Origin of the sequence: Pseudohalioglobus sediminis, assembly GCF_008370495.1 — a bacterium.
GTDB lineage: Bacteria > Pseudomonadota > Gammaproteobacteria > Pseudomonadales > Halieaceae > Halioglobus.
Genome location: NZ_VTUX01000007.1, coordinates 128244 through 150939, shown reverse-complemented (window position 1 = coordinate 150939; position 22696 = coordinate 128244). Strand labels below are relative to the sequence as shown.

Here is a 22696-nt window from a genome sequence, read left to right as displayed (position 1 = left end):
CGCTATGAAAAAATGGTTGTTGTTGCTACTGGTTATTGCCGCGGGACTCGCCTGGTATGTACCGCGCATTGATGCTCCCCAGCGTGACGGCGCCATGACCGTTGCCTCCCTTCAGGGCGAGGTGCGGGTGCTGCGCGGCGCAGATGGCGTGCCCTATCTCTACGCTGAGTCGCTTGATGACGTATTGACCGCCCAGGGCTTCCTGCATGCACAGGACCGACTGTTCCAGCTGGAGCTGCACCGCTACCTTTCCCACGGGCGCCTGGCGGAATTCATCGGTGAGCGTGGCCTGCGCAATGACCGCATTGTGCGCCTGGTGGATATCCCCGGCTTTGCCCGTGACTACGCCACGCGTATCAGTTCCGAGGAACGCAATTACCTGCAGCGCTACGTCAACGGCATCAATGACTACATTGCCAGCCGCAGCGATGAGTTTCCGCTGATGCTCGGGGTGATGGGGCACACCGTGCAGCCGTGGACGCTGGAAGACGTGGTTGCGGTCACCCAGTTCCGGATCTGGAGCAGCAGCGTGAACTGGAAGCAGGAGTTGCTGACCCTGCGGCTTTACGATGAACTCGGGCCCGAGCGCGCCAGCCAACTGGCGCCGATTGCGGTCAATCCCGACGATCCGCGTACGCTGCCGGAAGCCCGCAATGAGGTGCTGGCACAGGACCTTGCTGCCATCGACCTGTCTTACGACGACAGCCTGTTTAGCCCCCTCCAGCCGCGCTACGCCATGGGCAGCGACGCCTGGGCAACGGGTCCGCAAAAGTCCGCGGGCGCCGCGCCTATCCTGTCCAGTGACCCGCATATGGATGCGCGGCACCTGCCGGGTTTCTGGTACCCAATGGGCGCGGTGACGCCGGAGCTGCGGATCGTGGGTGGCTCCACCCCGGGTAATCCCGGTTGGGGCATCGGCCGCACCGACCATATCGCCTGGGGTGCCACCAATGGCTATGCAGACGTGGTGGACCTCTACCTCGAAGTCGTCGACCCGCAGAACCCGCAGCACTACCTGGAAGGCGAGCGCTCGCTGCCGTTCGAGGTGCGTGAAGAGATCCTGCGCATCCGTGACAAAGAGGCCGAGGGCGGCTATCGCACGGAAACCATGACCATCCGTGCAACCCGCCGCGGCCCGGTGATTTCTGATCACGGCATGAGCATGGCAGAGGGCAGGGTGCTGTCGCTGCGCTGGTCGACACCGCTGTATGCGCTGCCCGATGCCGGTAACCGGGAACTCATGCTCGCCCGTTCAGTGGATGAGGCGATCGCCGCCATGAGCAGGATGACCACGCCGCTCAACCACGTGGTGATCGATGTAGACGGCAACATCGCCATGGTGCCTACTGGCATGGTGCCACTGCGCACCCGGGGCAACGGCCTGGTGCCGCTGCAGGTGACCGGTGAGGACAACTGGCAGGGGCGCATACCGCACCAGGACATGCCGATTCAGCGCAACCCGCAGCGGCAGTGGGTGGGCTCCACCAATCACCGGGTGACCAGCGCCGATTACCCTTTTGCCTACTCCACGCATTTCTCCCCGCGCTGGCGCTATGTGCGCCTGCAGGAGCTGATGCAGCGTGACGTACTCGATGCTGATGATCACTGGCGGGCCAACCAGGATATCGTCAATACCCTGGCGCGCCGCCTGCGGCCGCTGCTGCTCGATGCTTTCGCGAGCGACCCGGTCCTGGCGCCACTCGCGCGCCTGCTGCAGGACTGGGACCTGCGTGATGACAAGGATGCCGCCGCGCCGCTGGTGTTTCAATCCGTGTTCCGCCACCTGGCTGGCCAGGTGTTTGCCGATGACATGAGTGAGGACCTGCTGCGCGATTACCTGGATGAGCAGTACTACTGGGTAGAGCGCTTCGTGTACCTGCTGGAAACTGACGACCCGGCGTGGATTGACGACAGCCGCACTGACGAGGTGGAGACCAGTGCGGACCTGCTGCGGCGTGCGGGACGTGACGCGCTGGCGGAGCTGTCCGCCGCATGGGGTAGTGATCCCGATGCCTGGCGCTGGGGCGATGCCCACACTATCACCCTGTTCCACCCGTTTATCCCCGGGGAGCGTGCCGCCGGGCTGATCGGCGGTGGCACGCATCCCATGGACGGTTCATCGGAAACCTTGAACCGCGGTATGTACAAGTTCAGTGAGGCCTACCGCGCGCGCATTGTTGATTCCGTACGCATGGTCGTGGATTTGTCCGACACGGAGAAAGTGACGGCGCACTATCCGGGGGGCGTCAGCGAGCGCTGGTTTGATCCCTGGAACAAGACCTTTGCCGGGGACTGGCTGAGCGGGGAGAGGCGGTACTGGTGGTTCTCCGACAGCGCCATTGACGCGCATACCGACACCGAACTGCTGCTGCGCCCGACTGCGTCCCCGTAGGAGCGGCCACAGCCGCGATAGAGTAGCGGGCCTTCATCGCGGCTGTAGCCGCTCCTACGGGTGTGGTTCCATGCGCGCCCCTGTAGGAGCGGCCACAGCCGCGATAGGGTAGCGGGCATTCATCGCGGCTGTAGCCGCTCCTACGGGTGTGGTTCCATGCGCGCTCCTGGAGGAGCGGCCACAGCCGCGATAGGGTAGCGGGCATTCATCGCGGCTGTAGCCGCTCCTACGGGTGTGGTTCCATGCGCGCTCCTGGAGGAGCGGCCACGGCCGCGATAGGGTAGCGGGTTTTCATCGCGGCTGTAGCCGCTCCTACGGGTGTGGTTCCCCGCTCCTGTGGGAGCGGCCACAGCCGCGATACGCTCGCTGGCGGCGCGCCTAGATGGGCAGGCCTTCGTCGATGCTGTGCTTGGCCTCGGCGGGGCTGATCAAGCCCTGCGTCGGGTGTGTGCCGTTCACTTCCGCGCGAATAGCCGCCGCGTCTTCCGGGGTGGCGAAGAACTGCGAGTACCACTTGCGCCCGGTCCGGAACGGCCCGTCGGTTTTCATTTGCATGATTTTCAGCGCCGGGCGCTTGTGCGCCCACACGTTGAAGTCGGCGCCGAAGGCTTCCAGCGCGCCGGCCTGGATCTCCTTTGCCGCGGCCTTGTCTTCCGCTGTGGCTTCCGCCGCGCTGCCCTTGTACAGGCAGCCGTGCCAGCACTGGGTCTCGCCGTCATCCACGGGGGTGTTGGCGATCAGCTCGTACACAACGGTGTCGCCCCAGACCTGCTTGGACAGCAGGATACCGGGCCCGGTGTACCAGGTGGTGGTGTAGAGATAGGTGCCGTAGAGCTGCATCGGGCCGCCCTGGCGCTGCACGTAGACCTGGTCCTTGATCTCGTTCTCGAAATACTCGCTGGGTGCGCCGTGGGTGGGGCCGAGATGGCGACAGTCGGCCATGTTGTCGAGAATCTCCTGGGAATGGATTTTCAGCACACCCAGGTGGTCCAGTTCCCAGTTCACCCATTGCGGATCGTCCCACTCCTTGAGGAACGGCGCGTCGTAATCGGGCTCACGACCGTCGGGATCAAACCAGGCCATGACGCAGCCCATGTTGTCGACTACCGGATAGGAGCGAATAGACGCTGACTTGGGGCAGGGACCGTCGTGGTATGGAATGTCGTCCACATCGCCGTGTTCGTTGTAACGCCAGCCGTGGTAGGGGCAGCGTATCGAGTCACCCTCGATCTGTTCGCCGTTCTTGACGATCATGGCGCTGGTGCTGGCGGTGAGGTGCGTGCCCATATGCGCGCAGTAGGCGTCCAGCAGGACAGGCTTGCCACTCTCGCCGCGGTACAGCGCCAGGTCGCGACCCCAGAAGCGCACTGCCATGGGGCCGGCATCCAGCTCCTTGCTCTCGGCGACGATAAACCAACCCCGCGGGAAGGTATTGGGGCCCAGTCCATATTCAGCTGCAGTTGCCATCTGTATTACCTGTTGTTCGTGTGTTCAGGTCATACAGTATAGTCCGCGGCGGGATCGCTGGAACGGTGTAGCGGCGGGGTCTGCGCTTCTCAGGGGCTACTGGCTCAATAATTCATCCCTGCGGCGTCAGCTGGTATCGCTGGCTGAACCTCGCCGGTCGAAAGCGCGGCCCAGTGCCACACCAACAATCGCCCAGACCAGGGCGATGCCGGCACCCACGCCCGCCGTGGCGGCGATACCCAGGCCCAGGCCCTGGGTGAGCGCGGTAAATCCCCAGGCGTTCAGCATATCGCCGCCGCGGTAGACGACAATATCAATGACCGGTTTGGCCTTGAAGCGGGTTTCCCTGTCTACAGCGGTAAACAGCATTTCCCGGGCGGGCCGCGATACCGCGTAGTTGCCCGCGCGGCGAATTACCTGGATCGCGACCACCGCCGCCACCGAGGGCGCGGCGACCAGTAACAACATGCCGACGGCGATCAGCAGCGGAATGCTGGACAGGGTGAAGGGCAGGCCCAGTCGCGTGGCGATGCGCCCGGTGGCAAACATGGCGATCAGCAGTGTCAGCGTATTGACCACCAGGTCCATGGCGGCCCAGATCTGGGTGCGTTCAGCCCGGCTGTAATCTGCGAGCAGGTTCTTCAACTCGAAATAGACAAACGAACCGATGGCCGTGTACAGGAAAATGAACAGGCCGATGCCCAGCAGGTAAGGGCTGCTGATGAAATCGCCAAATCCCGCCAGCGGATTCCCCCCCAGGTAGTCGAAGTCCTTGTCCGTGGCGCTGACATTGACGTTGCCCATGTCCTGCGACTTCAGCCGCTGTACCCAGGCTACCAGAGGCAGCGTGAGCAATACGGTGGTTGCCGCGATCAGCAGCAGTGGGTCGGTGTTGCCGCTGCCGGCCAGTGCCGTGGCCATCGCCGGCCCGCCGATAGCGCCAACGCTGGCGCCTGCGCCGATAAATGCGAACAAGCGCTTGGACTGTTGCTGGCTGAACGTGTCGGCCATGAAGGTCCAGAACACGGAAATATGAAACAGGCTGAACAGGCTGACCCAGACATAGAAACTCTTGTCCACCAGGGTGCGGTCGCTGGAGAACTGGGTGCCGAAGTAGAACAGGGTGAAACTCAGCGCAAAGAAACCATAGATGCCGGGTACCAGGCGCCGCACGCTGACGCGCGAGACCACGGCCCCGTAAAGGGAGACGGCCGCAGCGCTGAAGAAGAAGGTGAGCGTCCACAGCCAGCTGACTTCCGCGTCGGTCCAGTCGCTGGCCATGGCATCCCGCACCGGGCGCAGGATGTAGTAGGAGCCCATCAGCACCAGTACCAGCGAAAAAGACGCCAGCGTGGCGCGGACTTCCCGTGGCTCGACCTCGCAGGCCAGCGCCATCAGCCGCTGCAGCGGCGTACGCTCTTCCGGACTCATCAATCAGGCGGGCAGCGCGCGGAATGCGCGCAGCATCTCCGCGCGCTGGTCCGCATCCGGTACGGCGCCGACATTGGCCGCCATGTTGTCTTCCATGTGATGGGGTTTGGAGGTCGCGGGGATCAGGCTGGTCACGGCGGGGTGGCCGATGATGTACTTGAGGAAGAACTGGCCCCAGCTCTTGCAGCCCAGGTCGGTGGCGACCTCGGGCAGCGCGTGTCCGCTGGTGCGCTGGAACAGCGATCCGCGCTGATAGGGGCGATTGATCATGGTGGCAATGCCGCGATCTGCCGCCAGTGGCAGCAGTTCATCTTCCGCGGTGAGGTTGCCGATGTTGTAGGTGAACTGCACAAAGTCCAGTGGCTCCCTGCGCATGATATCCAGCAGTTCGCTGTGGAAGCGGCCGTGCGATGTGGTAATGCCGATGTAGCGTACCTTACCTTCTTCACGCCATTGCTTGAGGGTTGCCAGTTGCGTCTTCCAGTCGACCAGGTTGTGCACTGCGATCAGGTCGAAATGCTCCACTGCCATACGCTGCGCCGAAAGCTGCATCTGTTCGATACCGGCTTCGCGTCCTTCTATCCATACCTTGGTTGCCGAGAACACCTCGGGTCGCGGCGACAGTGTGCGCAGCACGTCACCGACCCGGGCCTCGGCTTCACCGTACATCGGCGACGAGTCGATAACGCTGCCGCCACCTGCAAAAAATATCTGCATCACATGGCGCAGCCGTGCCACCGTTTCCGGGTCCGCGCCGGCATCGAAAGTGCGTGATGTGCCCATACCAATCACCGGAATGGTTTCGCCTGAGCTGGGAATCGGTCTGCGAATGACGGCGGCTGCATCCGCCAGGGCGCCGGCTGGAAGTGCTGTCAATGCCGCCAGTGAGGCGCTGTGCTTGAGCAATTGTCTGCGGGTGATCATATTGTCTGCCACGGTTAGTTACCCGGCGACAGTCTTTCAGTCATCGATCAACCGGTCAAGTCGCGAGACCCTGCAGGGGGCGAGGTCGATGCCTGGCGCGTCGCCCTCAGCGCTGGGGAAGTCGCGGGTCCGCGCGCTCCGCTGAGGGTGTCCCGGGAATGCCCAGTTGCAGGAGGCTATCGTAGTCCCTCCGCTTGTCTTTTTGCGCCTGTTTGATGAGCCTGCCGCAGGGATCGCCCGCGGTCGCGATCCAGCGGTCCCAGATGCCCCCTGCCAGGATCGACCAACCCGCTGTCGCAATCGCGGCGCTGCCCTGGACGGCCGCTGCCGTCGCATCCAGGGTCAGCTTTGGATTGGCCAGGGTACCGCCCAGTTTTACGTACTTGCTCAACGTGCGTCCGGCGCTGATGCCCAGACCCTTGCGCGAACGCGTGCTGAAGGCGAGATCCAGGCGCTCGTTCTTCAGGTTGATCGACCCCGCGGCCAGGATATCGGACTTGCTGGTGCGCACCATGAATCCCGGAATGGCCTCTGCCACACCGTCCTTGATGCTCAGTGCACCGGCATTGCACTTGACGCGTGTGTGAGGCTTGCGTTGCGTAGCGGGATTGAGTGCATCCAGGATTTCACTGAACAGGTCGCCCATGATCAGGTCCATGCCACGGTATGTCACGCGCCCGCCCTCGCCGTGGAAGAGCACGCCGCCATTGAGGCTGGCCGCCATCGCCCTGGCGGTATTCCCCTGTCCCGTGAGGCTGGCCTTGAACATGGATTTCGCTGTGTAGTCCGGCTCGCCGGCTACCAGCCAGAGCAGCGGGAAACGCTCGCCATCCATCATCAGGGTGAAGGCATAGTCGTCGGTGGTGGCATCGAGGCTGAACATCGCGCGCCCCGCAGTGTAGGTACCGCCCCAGACCACGGGCGCCACCGAGAGCTTGCCATCGGCCACTCGCAGCGCCAGGGAGCCTTGGCTGGACGCGTCTTCCCGGAGATAAATGGTCTCGGCACTGTATTCGAGACTGGCGTTGATATGACGCATCCATGCCAGCGGCAGCGGCCTGTCGGGGATGATCCGCTCCTTGAGTTCCGCCGCGGTCAACTCGTCGCTGAAGTCCTCCTGCTGTGCCGTATCCCCGGGGTTCCCGCGGGCCTCTTCCTCTGCCTCCAGGTCTTCCGGGTCTGGCAGTAAGGAGGGCAGGTGCAGTTGCTTGGAGCGCAGTGCGGCGTGAATACCGGGGGTATCACCCTGGCGCAACTCGATGCTGCCGTTGAGATCGCTTTCCCCGAAAGTCGCGCTCAATGGCGATACCCGGTAAACACCGGCGTCACCTGCGATGTTCGCATTGATGTTGAAGGCGCCGTCGGTCAGCGGCAAATCCAGCTCAAGCAAGGTCTGGAGTTTGCTGATGCTTGCCCCTGCTATGTCGAACTCGCCGCGGACTTTCGGTTTGGCGTCTTGAAAATATACCGCTGTGTCAGCGTCGAAGGTGACGGTGTCGTTACCCATCTGTCCACTCAGGCCGCGCAGGTGAATCGCTTTGTTGTCCGCATGGAGCTCAGCTGCCAGTTCCAGGCCCAGCGCCTTTTTGCCGGGGAGCGGTGACTCGAGTAATTCGCGGAAATCCGCCGTTTCTGCATGAACGCGCAGTTTCATGCCCGCAACGCTATCGGCCCGGCCCAGCGTGCCGTTGATTGCGGCACTTGCCTGGCCCAGTGCCAGTTTGCCATCTCGCAAGTGCAACTGCTCGCGGTTGCCGCTGACCTGGCCGGAGAAGGCGGCGGGCAGGGGCGGTATGTGGTTGCTGTGCAGTTGATACGCGGCCAGGGTTGCAGACAGGTCCGGTGTTGACGCCTGTACATAGGCGTCGATTCCCGGGCTTTGTCCGCTGCGTTCGAGTTTGCCCCGCATGCCGATGACCAGGTCGGTCGATATCAGTTCTGCCTGCTGCATCACCCAGTGATGCTCATCAAGGTGGACTGTGGCCGTGAGCGTGAAGGGCGTTTCAGGCATGCCTTCCAGGCCAATCCAGGGCGCATTGCCGGAGATATCATCGCCGCTGAGTTGCAGTTCGAGTTCGGTGCCGGCGTATTCGGGTGCCTCACCGACGATGCCGCTGATCTCGAGTCGGGAATCCTCGTTGTTAAGGACCATATTCAGCAATTCGACACCGGCAGCGTTGGAAGAGAGGTCGCCCGCCAGTGAGAAGCGGCGCTCGGGCAGTTGTTCCCGGCCCAGTGCGGGGCCGAGCAGGGCGAGGTCGATGTCGCTGCCACGCAAGCTGACGCGCCAGTCATCAATGTCGGGGAAATCAGGCAGGCGCCCTGATGCTGTCAGCTGGCTCTCGGCAACCTGCGCCTCGACGCTGTCGAATACCAGCAGCCGACCCTGTCGCGACAGGCTGCCGGAGAGTGCGAAAGGGACATCTGGCAATCTGCGCAGGTCGAGTACGGTGCCCGCCTCATGCAGGGACGGGCCGCTGAGGTCAAACGAGAGATCAAGATCGTCAAGCTGTTCCGGCTTGCCGAGGTCGCCATTGAGGACAAGTGCGAAAGCGTCGAGTTGGCCGCGGGCGTCGACTTGAAGCCCGCTACCGGTGGTCGCGATGCTGCCCCGCAGGTCAATTGGCCCGTCGCGCACCTCGTGTGCACCGAGGAGGTTGAGTAGCGGGCGACTGGTTGGAGACTGCAGGGACCACTGCATCGCCACGTTCTCCAGGGCGCCAAGGTCACCCGCAGTACCGCCCAGTGTTGCCTGCAACTGACCCCAGCTCAGCTCCAGGTCGAGATCCAGGTCGCGGCCGGTGAACAGCGCGCGCGAAGGTCCCGCCCTGGTTGAGGCCTGCAGGGGAAAACCGTTGATACTGCCACTGGCCGCCAGCGCCAGCATGCCGGCGGAATCTTCTGACAGGTGCACTCTTTGCAACGCTGCTGTCACGTCCTGGTCATCGTCAACAAATTTAACGATGCTGTCATGCACCAGGGCGCGGGAGATGATGATCGGCAGTGGCCCGTCCTCGGCGTCGGGAGAGGGCTCTGCGTCCGGCCAGAAATCCCAGTTGCCTGGCCTGTCGCCAGTTTGCTGCAGGTTCAGTGAGGCACCAGCCAACTCGAGATAGTCCAGGACCACCGGTCCCTGGCGCCATAATGAGGGTAGGTCGAGTTCTACCTCGAGATAACGCGCCTGGGCGAAGTACGCTTCCGTGGCCCAGCCTGGATTGTCCAGGGTGACGTCGCGAGCCGCCAGGCGGGTGTGCTGGCCCAGCTGCACGGTTGTCACCTCGCCAATACGTAGCTCACGGTCCAGCACATGCCCTGCCAGCCACTCCAGTGGAACCCTGATGTTTTGCGGGTCGTGCTGCAACCAGGCGTACGCTGCGCCAAGGGCCGCGGCCAGCAGCAGCGACAGGGCGGCTGCCAGGAGTGCCAGGCGCTTCAGCAGCATTGGGATTGTCGCTGAAAGCCCAGCGACGTAGACGGATTGAAAGCAGGCGCAGCCTGCCAGTATGAACCGGTGTTGGCGACGCCGGGCGTTGCAGCGAGGGTTACGCTGGAATCAGTAGAGTCTTTGCCGGGCATCGCCGTACCGGGAGGTCGTGCCCTAGCGTGGCACTGTCAGCGCGGTGCGCAGGTTGGTCTCGACCAGCGTGCCCGCGGGTATATTGATGCTGGCGCCGCTGGTCAGGATAGAGGCGCCCAGTCCGATCTTGGCACCTTTCTTGGCACTGGAACTGCCACCGTAGAGGCCGCCTATGGCTGCCGCCCTGGCTGTGCGACCTGCGGTTCGACCGGCTTCATTCTGCGTCTGTGCCTGCAGCGCCTGGGTGCTGATTTCGTACATCTGGTCGTCGAGCATAATGTCGGTAAGTTCCAGGCTGAGACTGGCTGAGCCCACAGTTCGCCCCCCGGTACTGGCCTGGGCGACACGTCCATACACCATGGTGCCCCGGGGCGCGACGGTGATGCCATCAACGCTCAGCGCGCTCTCGAGCTGGGCGCGGAAGCGATGACCGGCAGAGTGGCGCCGGGTATCGATGCTCTCGGCGACGCGGATAACCAGCCGGGTGCCGCTGGGGACGGTAATGGTCTTTGCGGCTTGCGCTGCCGTCGCCGCAGTATCCTGTGCTTCTCCTGCGTTGGCTTCGCGAGCCGCAACGCCCTCGCTGTTATAGATAGCGACGACCTCGTTTTCCGGGAAAGCTTCGATACCTGCCCCGGTGTCGAACATCATGATGCCGTTACTCATGCCAATGAAGTCGCCTTCCAGGAGGGTACCATCGGCCAGCTCAATGGTGTCAGCAATGGCGCCGGTCGAGAGGCAGGCGGCGAGGGCAATAGGGCGAATCAGTGCTGGCATGGCGATTGTCCTTTGTGCAGGTAATAGGGTGATAAGTGATAAGTGATAAACCAGTGTATTACAAAAGCGCATGGCCGTGCATGTGCTCACACCGACGCTCGCCGCACCGGGGATACCCAGACCATCAGTGGCAGCGTGAGCAATACAGCGGTTGCAGCGATCAGCAGAATTGGATCAGTGTTGCCTATGCAGGCCAGTGGCTTGGCCATCGCATCCGTTATGCGATCTTCGTCATCTGCTTCGCGCTGTGTTCCGGGAAGTTGACGATTTACTGCTAATGCAGCCCGTGGGCAGTCACTAAGCTCTACTACCAGTGAAAAAGTGATGCTGGGTCTGACCTGTGCATCATAGTGATTATCGCTTGGAGCAGAATATGAAGAAGCAAACACTAGACGGGCGCTGCAGGGCGCTTGGAAGTCTAATTGGCCTGGTTGTCGGTGTGGCCATGATTGCGCCGACCATGGCGGCGAAGCCCATCATTCATGATGGGGAGTACTATTTCCTGCAATCACAGTACGAGGATGAGTGGGCCAGGGAAGATGCGGAAATAGACCAGAAGCTCGCCGATATTCGCAAAGCCAACGGAGACAAGCGTCCAAACATCGTATTCGTATTGATCGATGATGTTAGTTTCGGACAGATGGGTAAGCCGGCTTTGAATGACGTGATGGGTGTGCAAACCCCTCGCATTAACCAGTTTGCCAGCCAGGGCATGTCGCTAAACCGCATGTACACGGAACCCTCCTGCACTCCCACACGGGCAGCCACCCTGACTGGTCGCCACCCGGTGCGGACGGGAATCAAGGAGGTCAAGGTGGCGCTTGTCGGTGAGGGGCTGGGTGCTAGTGAGGTGACCATCGCCGAAGTGCTCTCCAAGGCGGGATATAACACTGCGCATATAGGCAAGTGGCACCAGGGTGATATTGAGCAGGCCTATCCTCACAACCAGGGCTTTGATTTTGCCGCTTTCCCATTGCATCAACAGGTGCAACTGGCGCTGATGTCACCAGAATCTGCCCGCGCCAACAACTTGTTGGGCTGGTACGAGGGTACCCAGAACAACAGCCTGGCGGTTGATAAGAAGTTCAAGCCTAATGGTCTGGTCACCGGCGTCGAGGCACGCAAGGGCGGCAAGGCACGCGAGGTGGATCTCAAGCCCGGGGAGACCTGGACGCAGGCGCACTATGAGCGCATGAACGAGCGTTACCAGCGGCAGACTATCGAACAGCTGCGTGATATGGCCGGGAAAGACGAGCCCTTCTTTTTACAGTACTGGCCGCTGTATCCGTTGAATTTCGTGCATCCCGAGCAGGCCCGCTCTCTGAATGGGGGCTTTATGGCGGATAAGCTCGAAGTGATTGATGAGTGGTTTGGCGACATACTCGACGAGATGGACAAGCTCGGCGTGTCTGAAAATACTCTGGTGGTGTTCATGGCTGACAACGGCCTGATGTACCACTATGAGGGCACCTCCGGTATGAGCCAATTGGTCTACCGTGGCGGTAAAACCGACTTCACAGAGGGCGGTATTCGCGTGGATGCCTATGCACGCTGGCCTGGTGCGATTGAAGCAGGTAGCCGTGCAGCAGATATCGTCCATGCTTCGGACCTGTTCACCACGTTTGCGCGGGTCGCACAGGCAGAAAAGCATGTCCCTCGTGACCGGGTGATCGATGGTATCGACCAGACGCCGGTGTTGTTCAAGGGAAATGGCCACGGACGCCGCGATTACGTTTATGTTTACCAGAACGAACTGTTGCGAGCAGTCGTGAAGCAGGAATGGAAAATGCACCTGCCGGCGCCCGGCATGCCAGCGGCTGCTGCAGGGGTTTACAACGTCTACCGCGATCCCCGAGAGGAGCATCCCCTGATCGGGCATTCCCTCTGGAGCGGCGCCAGCTTCCAGGATATGGCCAAACGGCACATGATGACCATCAAGAAGTACCCCCATAACAAACTTGGAAAAGACAGGCCATATACCGGCATCGAGAATCTGCGCCCTGAAAGCGTGGAAACCGTCGAGAGGTTTATGTCCTGGCATTGAGACGTTTCTCGGCAGTGCGGTGAGAATACTCACCGCAATGTTACTGCTGAATGCTCCAGCGAAAACGTGATATCAATGGACAATGCGATGACCACAAGCACTAGGCGCAATCTACTGAAATCAGCCGGAGCCATTGCCGGTGGTGCTTCACTACTGGGGACTTCTCTTGGTGCGACCTCCGAAGTGCGCCGGCAATTGCCCCAGGTCAAGGTTGCGGGTTACGACTACGACCGGGTGAAAGGCATTATGGATGGGCGTGCCGGGATCGAAGGCGCCGAGGTCAGTTTTCACTACGAAGATATCTACTCGGTTAATGAGCTCGCATTCGGCGATGACAAGCCCTACGAGGTTAGCGAATTGGGGCTGATTCCCTATGTAAACAAATTCATTAACAAGGATTACCGTGGTTACACCCTCATTCCCGTGTTTATCTCTCGTGTATTCCGGCACCGAAATATCTTCGTGCGGGCGGATTCCGGTATTGAAAAGCCAGAGGATTTGAAGGGCCGACGGGTGGGTACGCCTGGTTACGGCATGAGTGCCAATACCTGGATTCGCGGGTTTCTGAAGGATGAGTACGGTGTAGAAGCCGACGATATGCAGTGGATAGAGACCACCAAGTCATCCGATGCCGGCGAGCTCAGCGGCAGTGGTTGGAGTGCCTTCGAGCCCGGCGGCGAGTCGCCATACTTCCTGCCGGAGGGATTTCCGCTGAAACCCGGCCCAGCTGGCGTGGATGAAAGTGAGCTCCTGCTCAGTGGTCAGTGCGATGCATTGATTACCGCGATAACGCCACAGGCCTTTATCGACGGGGATTCCGGCATAAAGCGCCTGTTCCACGACGTCAAGGCCACGGAGCAGGCGTATTTCAGGAAGACCGGGCTGTTTCCGATTATGCACGTGGTGGGGGTGCGCACCAGCGCGATCGAAGAGAATCCGGGTTTACCCATGGCCGTATACGAGATGTACAGCTCGGCCAAGCAGATCGCCTACAGCGACTTGGAAACCACCACGTCGCTGAAAGTGTCCCTACCGTGGGTGACCCAGGAGTTTGAGCAGACGCGAGAGTTGATGGGGCGGGACTACTGGCGTTACGGGATCGAGGCCAACCGGAAAGAACTGGAACGGGTGATGCGGTATACCCATGAACAGGGTCTCGTGAAGCGCAGGGAAGATTTTTTGAATCTGTTCCATCGTTCCACTCACAACACCTGATACTTTCCAGTGCCCGGAACCGGGATCGCCAGGCAAAGATGTATTTTTTCCTTTGTTTCTGGGGAGCAGCGATGGACGTTGATCGGCGTTCTTCCCCGGTCGATGAACATGCCCAGACCTGTTTGATCTGTGCCATAGCTATTGCGCTAACTGCCGTTCCGGTGGTATTCGAACCGGGTGCATACTGCACCATCTTCTCCAGCCACATATGCCAGAGCTGCGCTCATGGCACTGTTCCTCTGGCCGGGCATGTTCTCTGCACGCAATCCAGAAAAATCTCTCCTCCGAGGACTTCGACCACCTCAGCGCACCTGTGCTGAAGGACTGTGTTGAGGTTTTTCCCTGATCACCGCGATGTTGGCTGACGAATTTCTGCTATTAGTACTTATTACTTTTCCTGCAATATAAATTGCACAGCGAGTTAATATTGCAGGAAATGTAATAGAATTCAGAACTCGCTATGGTTAGCATGCGCGATAAAATATGGTCAAATCTTGGAGTCGCAGGGAATCATGACAGAAACGAGTCACTCGATCAGCGTCAGGCTGGATTCTGTCGAAGAATTGTCCGAGGTGGTGCCCGGCTCCATTTGGAATTTTGATATGCGCCAGCTTGAGGCAGGCAGGGCGCCTGTTGCAATTGACGCCTTTGCCACAACGTCTTTTCTGCTGTTGAAAACCCAGCTCAACGGTCGTACTCATCAAATGGGTGAGCTGGCCAAAGATAGTTACACCTTCGGTTTGCCAGTGCGCGACCAGGCCCCCGTCAAATTTGGAGACCGCGAGGTTGGAAGTGACACTATTACCCTGTTTGACAGCACTGAGGGTCTTGATGCGGTAAGCGAGAGCGATTTTGGAGCGTTTACGGCTAGCTTTGCCGCTGAGCCCTTCGAAGCAATGCTGCTGCGACTGGGGTTGGGCCCCGAAGCATTTCGGGCCCGGCTTGGCAGCCGCCACATGCGGGTGCCTCCGGGCCGTGCCCAGGCGCTCAGGGTGCTAATGCTGGATTTGCTGAACAGATCTCTGCTGTCGGAGGATGTGCCTCCCTCTTTGCTACAGGGTTTGCAAGCGCAAATCGCTGAGGAACTCGCCTTGGCGTTTTCTGCCTCCGGAGATCAGGTCGCCGATCGGACCAAGAATCGTTCGCGTGCGCTGCGCGCTGCGTTGCACTATATCCATGACAAGCTTGATGAAAGTATTACCGTGGATGAGTTGTGTCGCGCCAGTGCCTGCAGCATCAGTACTCTGGAACGCGCGTTTCGCGAGCGATTCGGCATCGGCCCCAAGAGATACCTGATGGCAGTTCGCCTGAGTGGGGTGCGTAAGGCGTTACTCTGTTCCAGTCGTGAGGAGTCTATCGGGGATGTCGCCGCTCGCATGGGCTTCTGGCACATGAGCAAGCTGGCGGCAGACTACAAGCGCATGTTCGGTGAGCTGCCCTCCCATACAAGCCGCGCCGCCTGACTCATTGCTGGGCGTTCAGCTCTTTGGTCAGTAAGCGGTAAGCAGCCATTGAGAGGGTCTCGTCATCCCTTCGCGCAAGTTCGTGCAAACGCTCGAATTCGGCGTCATTTACAAATGTCACCACACGATGATTGCGCGAGACCCCCGGCGGGGCGGGCGGGCGGCCACGGCGACGTGGCGATCGAGCTTCTTTATCACTGCTATCCATACGAGTATTCTTTTTCCTAAAAGCTCGGCAGTGATAGCACGATTTCGTCTGATTTTGCGACATTGATGCGCGGTGTGGTCGCCATCCAGGGATTACTGCGGACTCAGTTTGCTGTGGCCAGCGAACTATCGTTGACAGCCCAAAGCCGGCAAGAAGAAGTAGCAGATAGTGTGATCAGGAAAAGCCGCTGGTTTACAGCGGCTTTTTTTTGCGGGGTGCAGATTGATTGCGCCTATCTAGCCCACAGCGTAAGACACATACAAGTGTATTTCCCGGCGTAGCTAGAAATGCAGATTGAGCCCGATCAAAGGCCCCTGCTGGTCGCCGTCGAAGGCATATTCGTCCAGGCCTTTGCCACTGCCCTGGTAGTCCATATCAAAGTAGCGGTATCCGAAAAAGGCTGAGCCCCAGCCACGAAACTGGTAGTTGAAAAGAGCAATGCCATGCAGCGCTGAGTTGTCGCTGTCTTCATAGCCATAGTCACCACGCAGGCGCAGGCTCCAGCGCTCGTTGAACTGGGTGATGACCCGCAACCCCGCAAAAGGATGCACCCAGCTGTCGCCGATGCGCAGTTTGTTGGGGAGCGGGATGTTGCCCGGGCGATTGGACGAAAACTTTATTTCGGCATGTTGCTTGTAGTAACGCAGGCCGCCAAGGGCCTCCCAGCGCATGGAGCCGGTCTCGGCGAAGGCGTACGTAACCCCGCCCTCTGTCATGATGTCCTGGAAGTCGATCCTGGCTTTGACATCGATCGGTCCAATGCTGGTACCGCCGGACGGCTCGAGGTTGGCGTAGTTGTACTCGGCGAACAAGGTGAGTTTGTCGTTACTCGCTTCGAAGTGAATGGCGTAAGCAGATTCCAGGTTCTCCAGCACCTCATCCTTGAAGGTCAGGTCCACGGGCAGTTCCCTGCCTCCGGCTGCCGAGATGGCGTCGATACTTTTGCCCCACAGGTAAAGCGGGGCCACGTTGAATTCCCAGCCATGGTCTTGTGCCACGACTTGTGCAGCAGAAAGGGCCATACAGCCGGTGAGGCCGATTGTTGAAGCCAGCTTGGTGGCCTTGTTCATATTGTTCTCCTTGCGGTTGCAGCGTGTCGCTGAGCGCCATCGCCTGTTTAAGATTGTTCTTTTAACGCAATCAAGGGAATTGCGCTATCACATTTGCGGCAGTTTTCAGTCTGCGGCTCTGGTTTCCCGAATCTGGTAGCGCGCAATATCGCTCTCTACCGGGTGCAGGTGGATCAGGTACTGGTCGCGAAAGCTGCCAATCGTCATGTGATCGGTGTCGAATTCCACGCGCAGGCGTAGGTAATGAACTTCGCCGGGCTCTACTTGCAGCGTATATTCCCGGTCCTCGGGCTTCCAGCGCGCCTCAGGTGTTAGCCCGGTGGCAACAAATGTGTGCCGTCCGGGTGGTAGCGAAAGCTCAAGCCGCTGCCCATAGTGCAGGAAGCCGACCCCTTCCCCGTCGACGAGTATCTCCGGGTAACTGGTGCGCAGTGGTTTCTTGCCTGGGTTGCTCGCGGCGGGGCGATACAAATAGACGATACTCTCATCGGTCGCAGGCACTGCGGGCTCAAAGTAGGCTGTATTGCCACAGCCGGTCAGCAATACTGCCAGCAAGGCTGTTGCCAACGGTGGAAAGAAACGTGTTGTTGTCATCCGCTGGGTATTATCCTTTTCTGGTTGCAGGTGTCTGTTTCGCCGCGGCCGCTGCATCATTCGCTCTGTAGCGAACCTCGTCGCGCGCCACCGCAATCAAGTCCGTAAGAATCCTGAAGCTTTCGTTGGCGGCCAGTTTCTCTGCGACAAGCGATGCAAATGCTTCCCTTTCCAGGGCGTCCAGAGCTTCCAACCTTGCCGCAATATCAACACCAGCGCTGCCATCCCGGATGGCGAGCACGCGATCATAGAATACATCGATACGGTCCTTGCGCCGGTGCTCGCGCCACCGCGTGAAGGCGAGGAATGCAGAAATCATAAGGAAGGCGATATACACCAGCAAGTTGATCAGTTCGGCGTAGCGCTCAAGGAAACCGGGTTCTTCACGCTCCAGGTAGGCGCGTGCCCCTTCGTGCAGCGGAAAGCTCAGATCCAGCGGATCGAATGATTCATTGATCCCGGCGAACAGGTGTGGTGCCAGCGCGGTGAGCCTCTGCTTTTGCTCCAGGAACGTTCTTGTCAGTTCATAGATCGCGCGCTCGGCCACATCCTTGCGGGTAACTAACAGCGTATCGACGGCGACAGTGAGCAGGGGCTCGCGGTTGCCCGGTAACTCATAGGTAAACGCCGGAATCAACTTCGGCTTCATATTGGGGACCAGGTAGCCGATGCCTTCCTTGTAGAAGTCGCGTTGCGGGTTGAACTGATTGTCCAGTGAAACCAGGCTGAAACCCGGTGGCAGCCATCCGGTTTTCTCCGGGTTGATCGGCCCGAAATATACGATGATGTCTGTGCTGTTGGCATCGAACTCGCGTGACACGCCGAACTGGCCGGGCTGCAACTCCTGGCGCCGCGTCACCACATCGATGAAGCTGGCCGCTGCCGCTGATCGGTTGGCGGCGTAGAACTGTGCGCCCATCAAGGGTTTGCTGTAGTCCGCCGGGTTGTAATCGTTGCGAATGGCGATGTGTAGCACGCTCTCGTAAGCCGGCAGCACGGCGCGGACACCCGGGACGAATGCGGCACTGTTCTCAACCAGCGCCAGATCCGTCTCGCCGCTGCGCAGGGCTTCCAGCGGGTCCACGTCGGGCGGGACCAACGCCTCACTGAGTCGAAGCTGCGACTGCTCCTCAATAATGTTCTTAAGTTCCAGGTGCGAAAGTTGTTCGTGGTTGGTCACCAGCATGCGCAGTTCGGGGCGGGTGAGCTCGCAGCCCTTGATCAGGAGCAAGGCCAGTGCACAGGCCAGAAATGGCAGTTGTTGAAAGCGCATGGCACCAGTTTAAAGGAAAGGCAGATCCCGGGGAACGCAAATGCGGCCCGGCCTGCCCACCGGGGTAGGCTTACTGGCCTGACTCTGCCGGGCTCGTCAGGACCATAACCTCAATTTCATCCAGCCCTGTGGGTTCCTCGGCGATCCACAGCACCAGGCGTTTGCCATCTGTAAAATAGGGGTCACCCGTGAGGTTCCCCCTTGGAGCGTCGTAGCTGGCTGCGCCCACCCCGGCAACGTAACCATAGCCCTTGAGAGACTGCGCGTAGGCCAGGTCTTCCAGCAGGAACTCGCGGGTTTCGTCCACGTCCGGGTCGATCTTGTGCGTGGTGATGGTCTTCCAGGTCAGGCGCACGCCGATATCGCGGCTGATCTGACCGATCCAGACCGGTTTTCCCTCGTAGCGCAACGGCGTCATCCAGATGCGCAGATGGTTGCGCTCATGGATACTGGTGCGGGCACGCTGGAAAGCGGCGTCCTGTGCCCTGCCGAACACATACAGCGCGCTTACCGGTGAGTAGCGATACAGACCGCCTGTCAGCGCGGACGCGGCGGTTTTCCACAGGGAGGCCCCGTGAATGGTCTCGGTTTCGTCCCAGCCGGCGCGCAGAAAGGCGTAGTAGAGATCGAGATTGTCGCCAATGAGCACCAGGTTGAGTGGGTCGCCGCGGTTCTTGCCTTTGGCGTCTACTACACAGCAGGGCATGGACTCCAGCTCTGCCACCAGCTCTGGCAATGACACGTCCCTGATCTGGTCCTCGGGGAAGAGCTTGTCCCATTCCTTTTCATAGTGATCTATTTTCAGGCCCGGCACGGGGACGAAAAACGTCATCAACTGCGCGTCATCCTCGCTCACGATGTCAACGTTAAACGACTTGGTGCCCTCGTCGACCCGGGTGAAGATGTAGCCCGACTGGATGCTGTTGGCCCTGACCGCCAGGCGCAGGTGTCCGCGCTTCTCAAAATCCTGCGCGCGCGCCCCCACGCTGACTTCACGACCGCGATTCGCCGTTTCGCGAGGGGTGAAATAGGCCTGGTCCACGCCCATGGGCGTCAGCAGCACCGGCACGTTCCTGCGATTCTCCAACTGAATCCAAACTGGCTGCACGTTCTTCTTGTACAGGTCCACGCCGAAGATCTCCCGGGTTTCGGCGGCGCTCGGCACCGCAGTGGCAACCACTATGTCGCCCTGGCGCTGCACCTGGATACGCTGGTTGGGGGGCGGCACCTGCTTGCCTTGAAACAGTTCGCTTACTTCGGTGGCCCGGGCCGCCTGGCCCAGGCCCAGTGCCAGGCAAGCGGCCGCCAGCGCCAGTAGCTTGCCAGCCCTCATGGGTTCTCTCCAGACAGGAGTTCGTCCAGCACCACGTCGTATACGAACTGCGTTTCATCCAGTGCCCGCGGTTCTTCCGACAGTACTGCGACAAGTCGGAAGCCGTCGGTAAAGTAGGCGACGCCGCCAAAGCCCACGCGGGGATTGTCTACCGTCACCGGCGGCATGCCGCGCACATTGCCGGTCAGGGCCAGGGACCCGTTGTACCAGATATTCTGCAGCAGGAAGCGCTGGGCGCTGTCGAGGTCCGCCGTTACACTCTCCTGCGCAAAGCGGCGCAGGAACTTCACGTCCCGCAGCATGGCGTCCAGCTCAGCAGGCCCGCCCAGTCCGTGATTCACGGTGAGATAGGCCGCTGTACCAACCCACACCGGTGTGCCCTGCAACTGCCAGGGAGACATCCACAGTAACAGCTGTATGCGTTCATCGCCGTCGCGCCGGCTCTTGCTGAACACGGCATCCGGGGGGCGCCCCTGGAAGTTCTGCGCTTGTGCCCAGATGCGTCGGGGGTCGTCGGAACGCATCTCATCCCACTCTCCGCGCAGCATGGCACGGCGCACGGCCTGGCCGGTTCCGATCAGCACAGTATTGAGTGGCGCGCCATCCAGTTCCCCGCTGGCATCGGTGGCGCAGCAGCCCAGCTCATTCTCCAGCACCGGTCGCAGCTCACCCACTGCCAGATCACGCAGCTCGCTGTCCGCATACAGTGCGGTGAAATCAACTTCCATGAAGTCCGGCACGAAACCGGGGAGTGGCACGAAGAAGGTGAAGTCATGCGCGGTCTTGTTGGCAAAGACAGTCAGGTTGAAGCCCTTGGTCCCGGGCCGGAGATGGGTGAACACCAGCCCCTCGCTAACCCCGCCCGACTCGGTGAAGCGCGGTAAGGCATTCTGGTAAAACCAGCGCTGCATGGCATCGTAACCCTGGCGAGAGTACGGCCTGCGGTTCATGTACGCTACTTCGATGGGCGAGAAATAGTCCCTGTCGATGCTCCACAATGCCAGCCGCGATCGGGTTGGGCTGTTGTTCTCCACCCGCAGCCACACCGGCTGGATACCCTGCGCGTAAAGATCGAGCCCTGTCAGTGCCTCGGTTTCCTCCGCGTCGGGTACCGCGGCACTGATGGTGATGCCGCCAATCTCCTGCACCACGACTCTGTCCAGAAACCCGGCCTGGGCAAGCTGCTGGCCCTGGTACGGACGAATGGCACAGGCCGTGAGCAGCACCAGTAACGGGAGCAGCAAGGCACTGCGCCAGGGGGGCGTGACCATGGGGCCAGCTGGCAGGGTGTAATTACTCACGAGATCAGTATTGCTCCTGCGGCCCAAGCTTCATCAGGGTGTTCATAAGGCGCTGCATACCGTCGCGGGCAGGTTGCCTGCTTACGCGCTCCTCACTGTTTTCCCAGTACAGCTTGCCGGCGTCATCCATCTTGACTTGCCAGGCATTCTCGCCGCTCATGTTGCGTTCGATAATCGCCGCCATTTCAGCGGCGAGCCCCGGAGAGTCGACCATGGCGCCCATCTCGGTATTAATAGCCCGGGAGCGTGGATCCATATTCATGGAGCCGACGAAGACATACCTGCGGTCGGCCACGGCGCACTTGCTGTGCAGGCCGGTAAATTCCGCCTTCACGGGCGGCACGTCGACCACGGTGGCCTGTATGGCGGGGTCGGGCCTGAATTCCCAGAGCTCTATTCCCGCGTTCACGAATTTGCCACGCCACTTCTCATAGTGGCTGTTCACCGCGGGAACGTCATGTGAAGCCAGTGAATTGGTGAGCAGGCGGATTTTTACGCCGGCTTCAACTTTTTGCTCTATGAATTCCATGGCATCGTCACCCGGGATCACATAGGCGTTTTGTATCAGCAATTCCTGTTCGGCGATGTTGAAAAAATTGAACATGCTGCCGGCCATCTTCTGCGAAATCTGTTCCCGCGCTGCCTCGTCGTAGACCAGTTTGCTGCGACCAGGGTGCAGCTCATCCGGCAGGGCCTTGAGTTCTGCATCCCATTGCTTTGGTTCGCGCGGAAAAGCCGATAGTTCGGGGGCCGTGGCCACAGCCTGCTGGATGTTGCGGCGTTGCTGGCGGGCAATGGCGAGGTCCGGCTTGGTGCTAAGCGCATCGGCGGTGGCGACCCATTCACTGTTCCAGAAATGGTCAAACATGTCATTGGCTTCGAGGGCGATATGGCCAACGCCCAGCAAATCGGTGTCGTGGAAGTTGTAGATCTTGTTCAGGCCGAAATAATGGTCGCCAATGTTGCGGCCGCCGATAATCACGGCACGGCCGTCGACAATCATCAGTTTGTCGTGCATGCGGATGTTGAGGCGCTCCATCTGCGCGATCATCTCACCGGCCCGGTCCAGCAGCGAGCTGCGGCCTTCCCAGGGGTTGAAGATGCCGAAATCAATATTGGGTGCGGCGTGCAGGTTGGCGATCACCTGGTCATGCCCTTGCAGGATCAGGTCATCCACAATCAGGCGCACTTTTACGCCGCGCTCAGCCGCGAGTATGGCGCGCTCCAGAAGTAGCAGGCCGCTGGAATCGGGATACCAGAGGTAGGTCTGTATATCCAGTGAGGTGGTGGCGGAGTCGATCAGGGCCAGGCGCCACATGAGGCCTTCACGGCTGCTGTCGAGAATGTGGAAACCGGAAAACTCGGTGCCGTGATCGGCACGAATATCGGCAGCCATCGCAGCCAGCGGCCCGGAACTGGCCGGCGGCAGGGCGCGAGATAGCGCCTTCGCAGGTGCGTCTCGTTCAAGCGTTGCTGTGCTGCAGCCAGCCAGCAGCCCGAGCACACACAGCAGGAAACAGGTCAAGGCCAGGTCGAAACCGCTGCTTCGGTTATTCATATTTGAGTTCCCACAGGGCACAGTAGTGTAGATAGCAGTTATACCACTCGCAGTCAAAAGTGGCCGCGC

At 60.3% G+C, this 22696-nt stretch carries 16 protein-coding genes; 4 read left to right on the top strand and 12 right to left on the bottom strand.

Annotated elements, in window-relative coordinates:
- Window positions 1–4: 4 nt before the first annotated feature.
- Entirely contained in the window at window positions 5–2392 is a 2388-nt protein-coding gene (locus tag F0M18_RS14415) for a penicillin acylase family protein (protein ID WP_149612156.1), read from the top strand.
- A gap of 378 nt (window positions 2393–2770) precedes the next feature.
- Here the strand turns inward: F0M18_RS14415 and F0M18_RS14410 are convergent, their stop codons facing one another.
- The 5 genes from F0M18_RS14410 to F0M18_RS14390 form a co-directional block, all read right to left on the bottom strand.
- Complete coding sequence (locus F0M18_RS14410; protein ID WP_149612155.1) at window positions 2771–3859, bottom strand: Rieske 2Fe-2S domain-containing protein; 1089 nt, start codon at window positions 3857–3859, stop codon at window positions 2771–2773.
- Between the two features lie 126 nt (window positions 3860–3985).
- A complete protein-coding gene (locus F0M18_RS14405) occupies window positions 3986–5290 on the bottom strand; it encodes an NTP/NDP exchange transporter (protein ID WP_188109731.1) in 1305 nt (434 codons plus the stop codon).
- 3 nt (window positions 5291–5293) lie between these two features.
- A complete protein-coding gene (locus F0M18_RS14400; protein ID WP_223177989.1) occupies window positions 5294–6226 on the bottom strand; it encodes an aldo/keto reductase in 933 nt (310 codons plus the stop codon).
- 94 nt (window positions 6227–6320) lie between these two features.
- Window positions 6321–9656 carry an AsmA family protein gene (locus F0M18_RS14395; protein ID WP_149612154.1) on the bottom strand — a complete coding sequence of 1112 codons (3336 nt, stop codon included), beginning with the start codon at window positions 9654–9656 and terminating at the stop codon, window positions 6321–6323.
- Between the two features lie 156 nt (window positions 9657–9812).
- A complete protein-coding gene (locus F0M18_RS14390; protein WP_149612153.1) occupies window positions 9813–10568 on the bottom strand; it encodes a hypothetical protein in 756 nt (251 codons plus the stop codon).
- A 373-nt stretch (window positions 10569–10941) separates the two neighbouring features.
- Here F0M18_RS14390 and F0M18_RS14385 point away from each other — a divergent pair, with 373 nt between their 5' ends.
- From F0M18_RS14385 to F0M18_RS14375, 3 genes are all read left to right on the top strand, one after another.
- Complete coding sequence (locus F0M18_RS14385; RefSeq protein ID WP_149612152.1) at window positions 10942–12612, top strand: sulfatase-like hydrolase/transferase; 1671 nt, start codon at window positions 10942–10944, stop codon at window positions 12610–12612.
- Window positions 12613–12699: 87 nt separating this feature from the next.
- Window positions 12700–13827, top strand: coding sequence for an ABC transporter substrate-binding protein (locus F0M18_RS14380; protein ID WP_188109730.1), 1128 nt, complete (start codon window positions 12700–12702; stop codon window positions 13825–13827).
- Window positions 13828–14339: 512 nt separating this feature from the next.
- Window positions 14340–15290: a helix-turn-helix domain-containing protein gene (locus F0M18_RS14375; RefSeq protein ID WP_149612150.1), complete on the top strand. Its 951-nt coding sequence runs from the start codon at window positions 14340–14342 to the stop codon at window positions 15288–15290.
- A 1-nt stretch (window position 15291) separates the two neighbouring features.
- Here F0M18_RS14375 and F0M18_RS14370 read toward each other — a convergent pair whose 3' ends face one another.
- From F0M18_RS14370 to F0M18_RS14340, 7 genes are all read right to left on the bottom strand, one after another.
- Window positions 15292–15498, bottom strand: a complete 207-nt coding sequence (locus F0M18_RS14370; protein ID WP_149612149.1) for a hypothetical protein — start codon at window positions 15496–15498, stop codon at window positions 15292–15294.
- Between the two features lie 281 nt (window positions 15499–15779).
- Window positions 15780–16568: a hypothetical protein gene (locus F0M18_RS14365; protein ID WP_149612148.1), complete on the bottom strand. Its 789-nt coding sequence runs from the start codon at window positions 16566–16568 to the stop codon at window positions 15780–15782.
- A gap of 105 nt (window positions 16569–16673) precedes the next feature.
- A complete protein-coding gene (locus F0M18_RS14360) occupies window positions 16674–17162 on the bottom strand; it encodes a hypothetical protein (RefSeq protein WP_149612147.1) in 489 nt (162 codons plus the stop codon).
- Window positions 17163–17172: 10 nt separating this feature from the next.
- Complete coding sequence (locus F0M18_RS14355; RefSeq protein WP_149612146.1) at window positions 17173–18435, bottom strand: TAXI family TRAP transporter solute-binding subunit; 1263 nt, start codon at window positions 18433–18435, stop codon at window positions 17173–17175.
- A 70-nt stretch (window positions 18436–18505) separates the two neighbouring features.
- Window positions 18506–19768: an LssY C-terminal domain-containing protein gene (locus F0M18_RS14350; protein ID WP_149612145.1), complete on the bottom strand. Its 1263-nt coding sequence runs from the start codon at window positions 19766–19768 to the stop codon at window positions 18506–18508.
- Window positions 19765–21069 (bottom strand): hypothetical protein, encoded by a 1305-nt coding sequence (locus tag F0M18_RS14345; RefSeq protein WP_149612144.1) that lies wholly within the window; start codon window positions 21067–21069, stop codon window positions 19765–19767. The genes F0M18_RS14350 and F0M18_RS14345 overlap by 4 nt, the downstream gene beginning before the upstream one ends.
- A gap of 4 nt (window positions 21070–21073) precedes the next feature.
- Window positions 21074–22627: a phospholipase D-like domain-containing protein gene (locus tag F0M18_RS14340; protein WP_149612143.1), complete on the bottom strand. Its 1554-nt coding sequence runs from the start codon at window positions 22625–22627 to the stop codon at window positions 21074–21076.
- Between the last annotated feature and the right edge of the window lie 69 nt (window positions 22628–22696).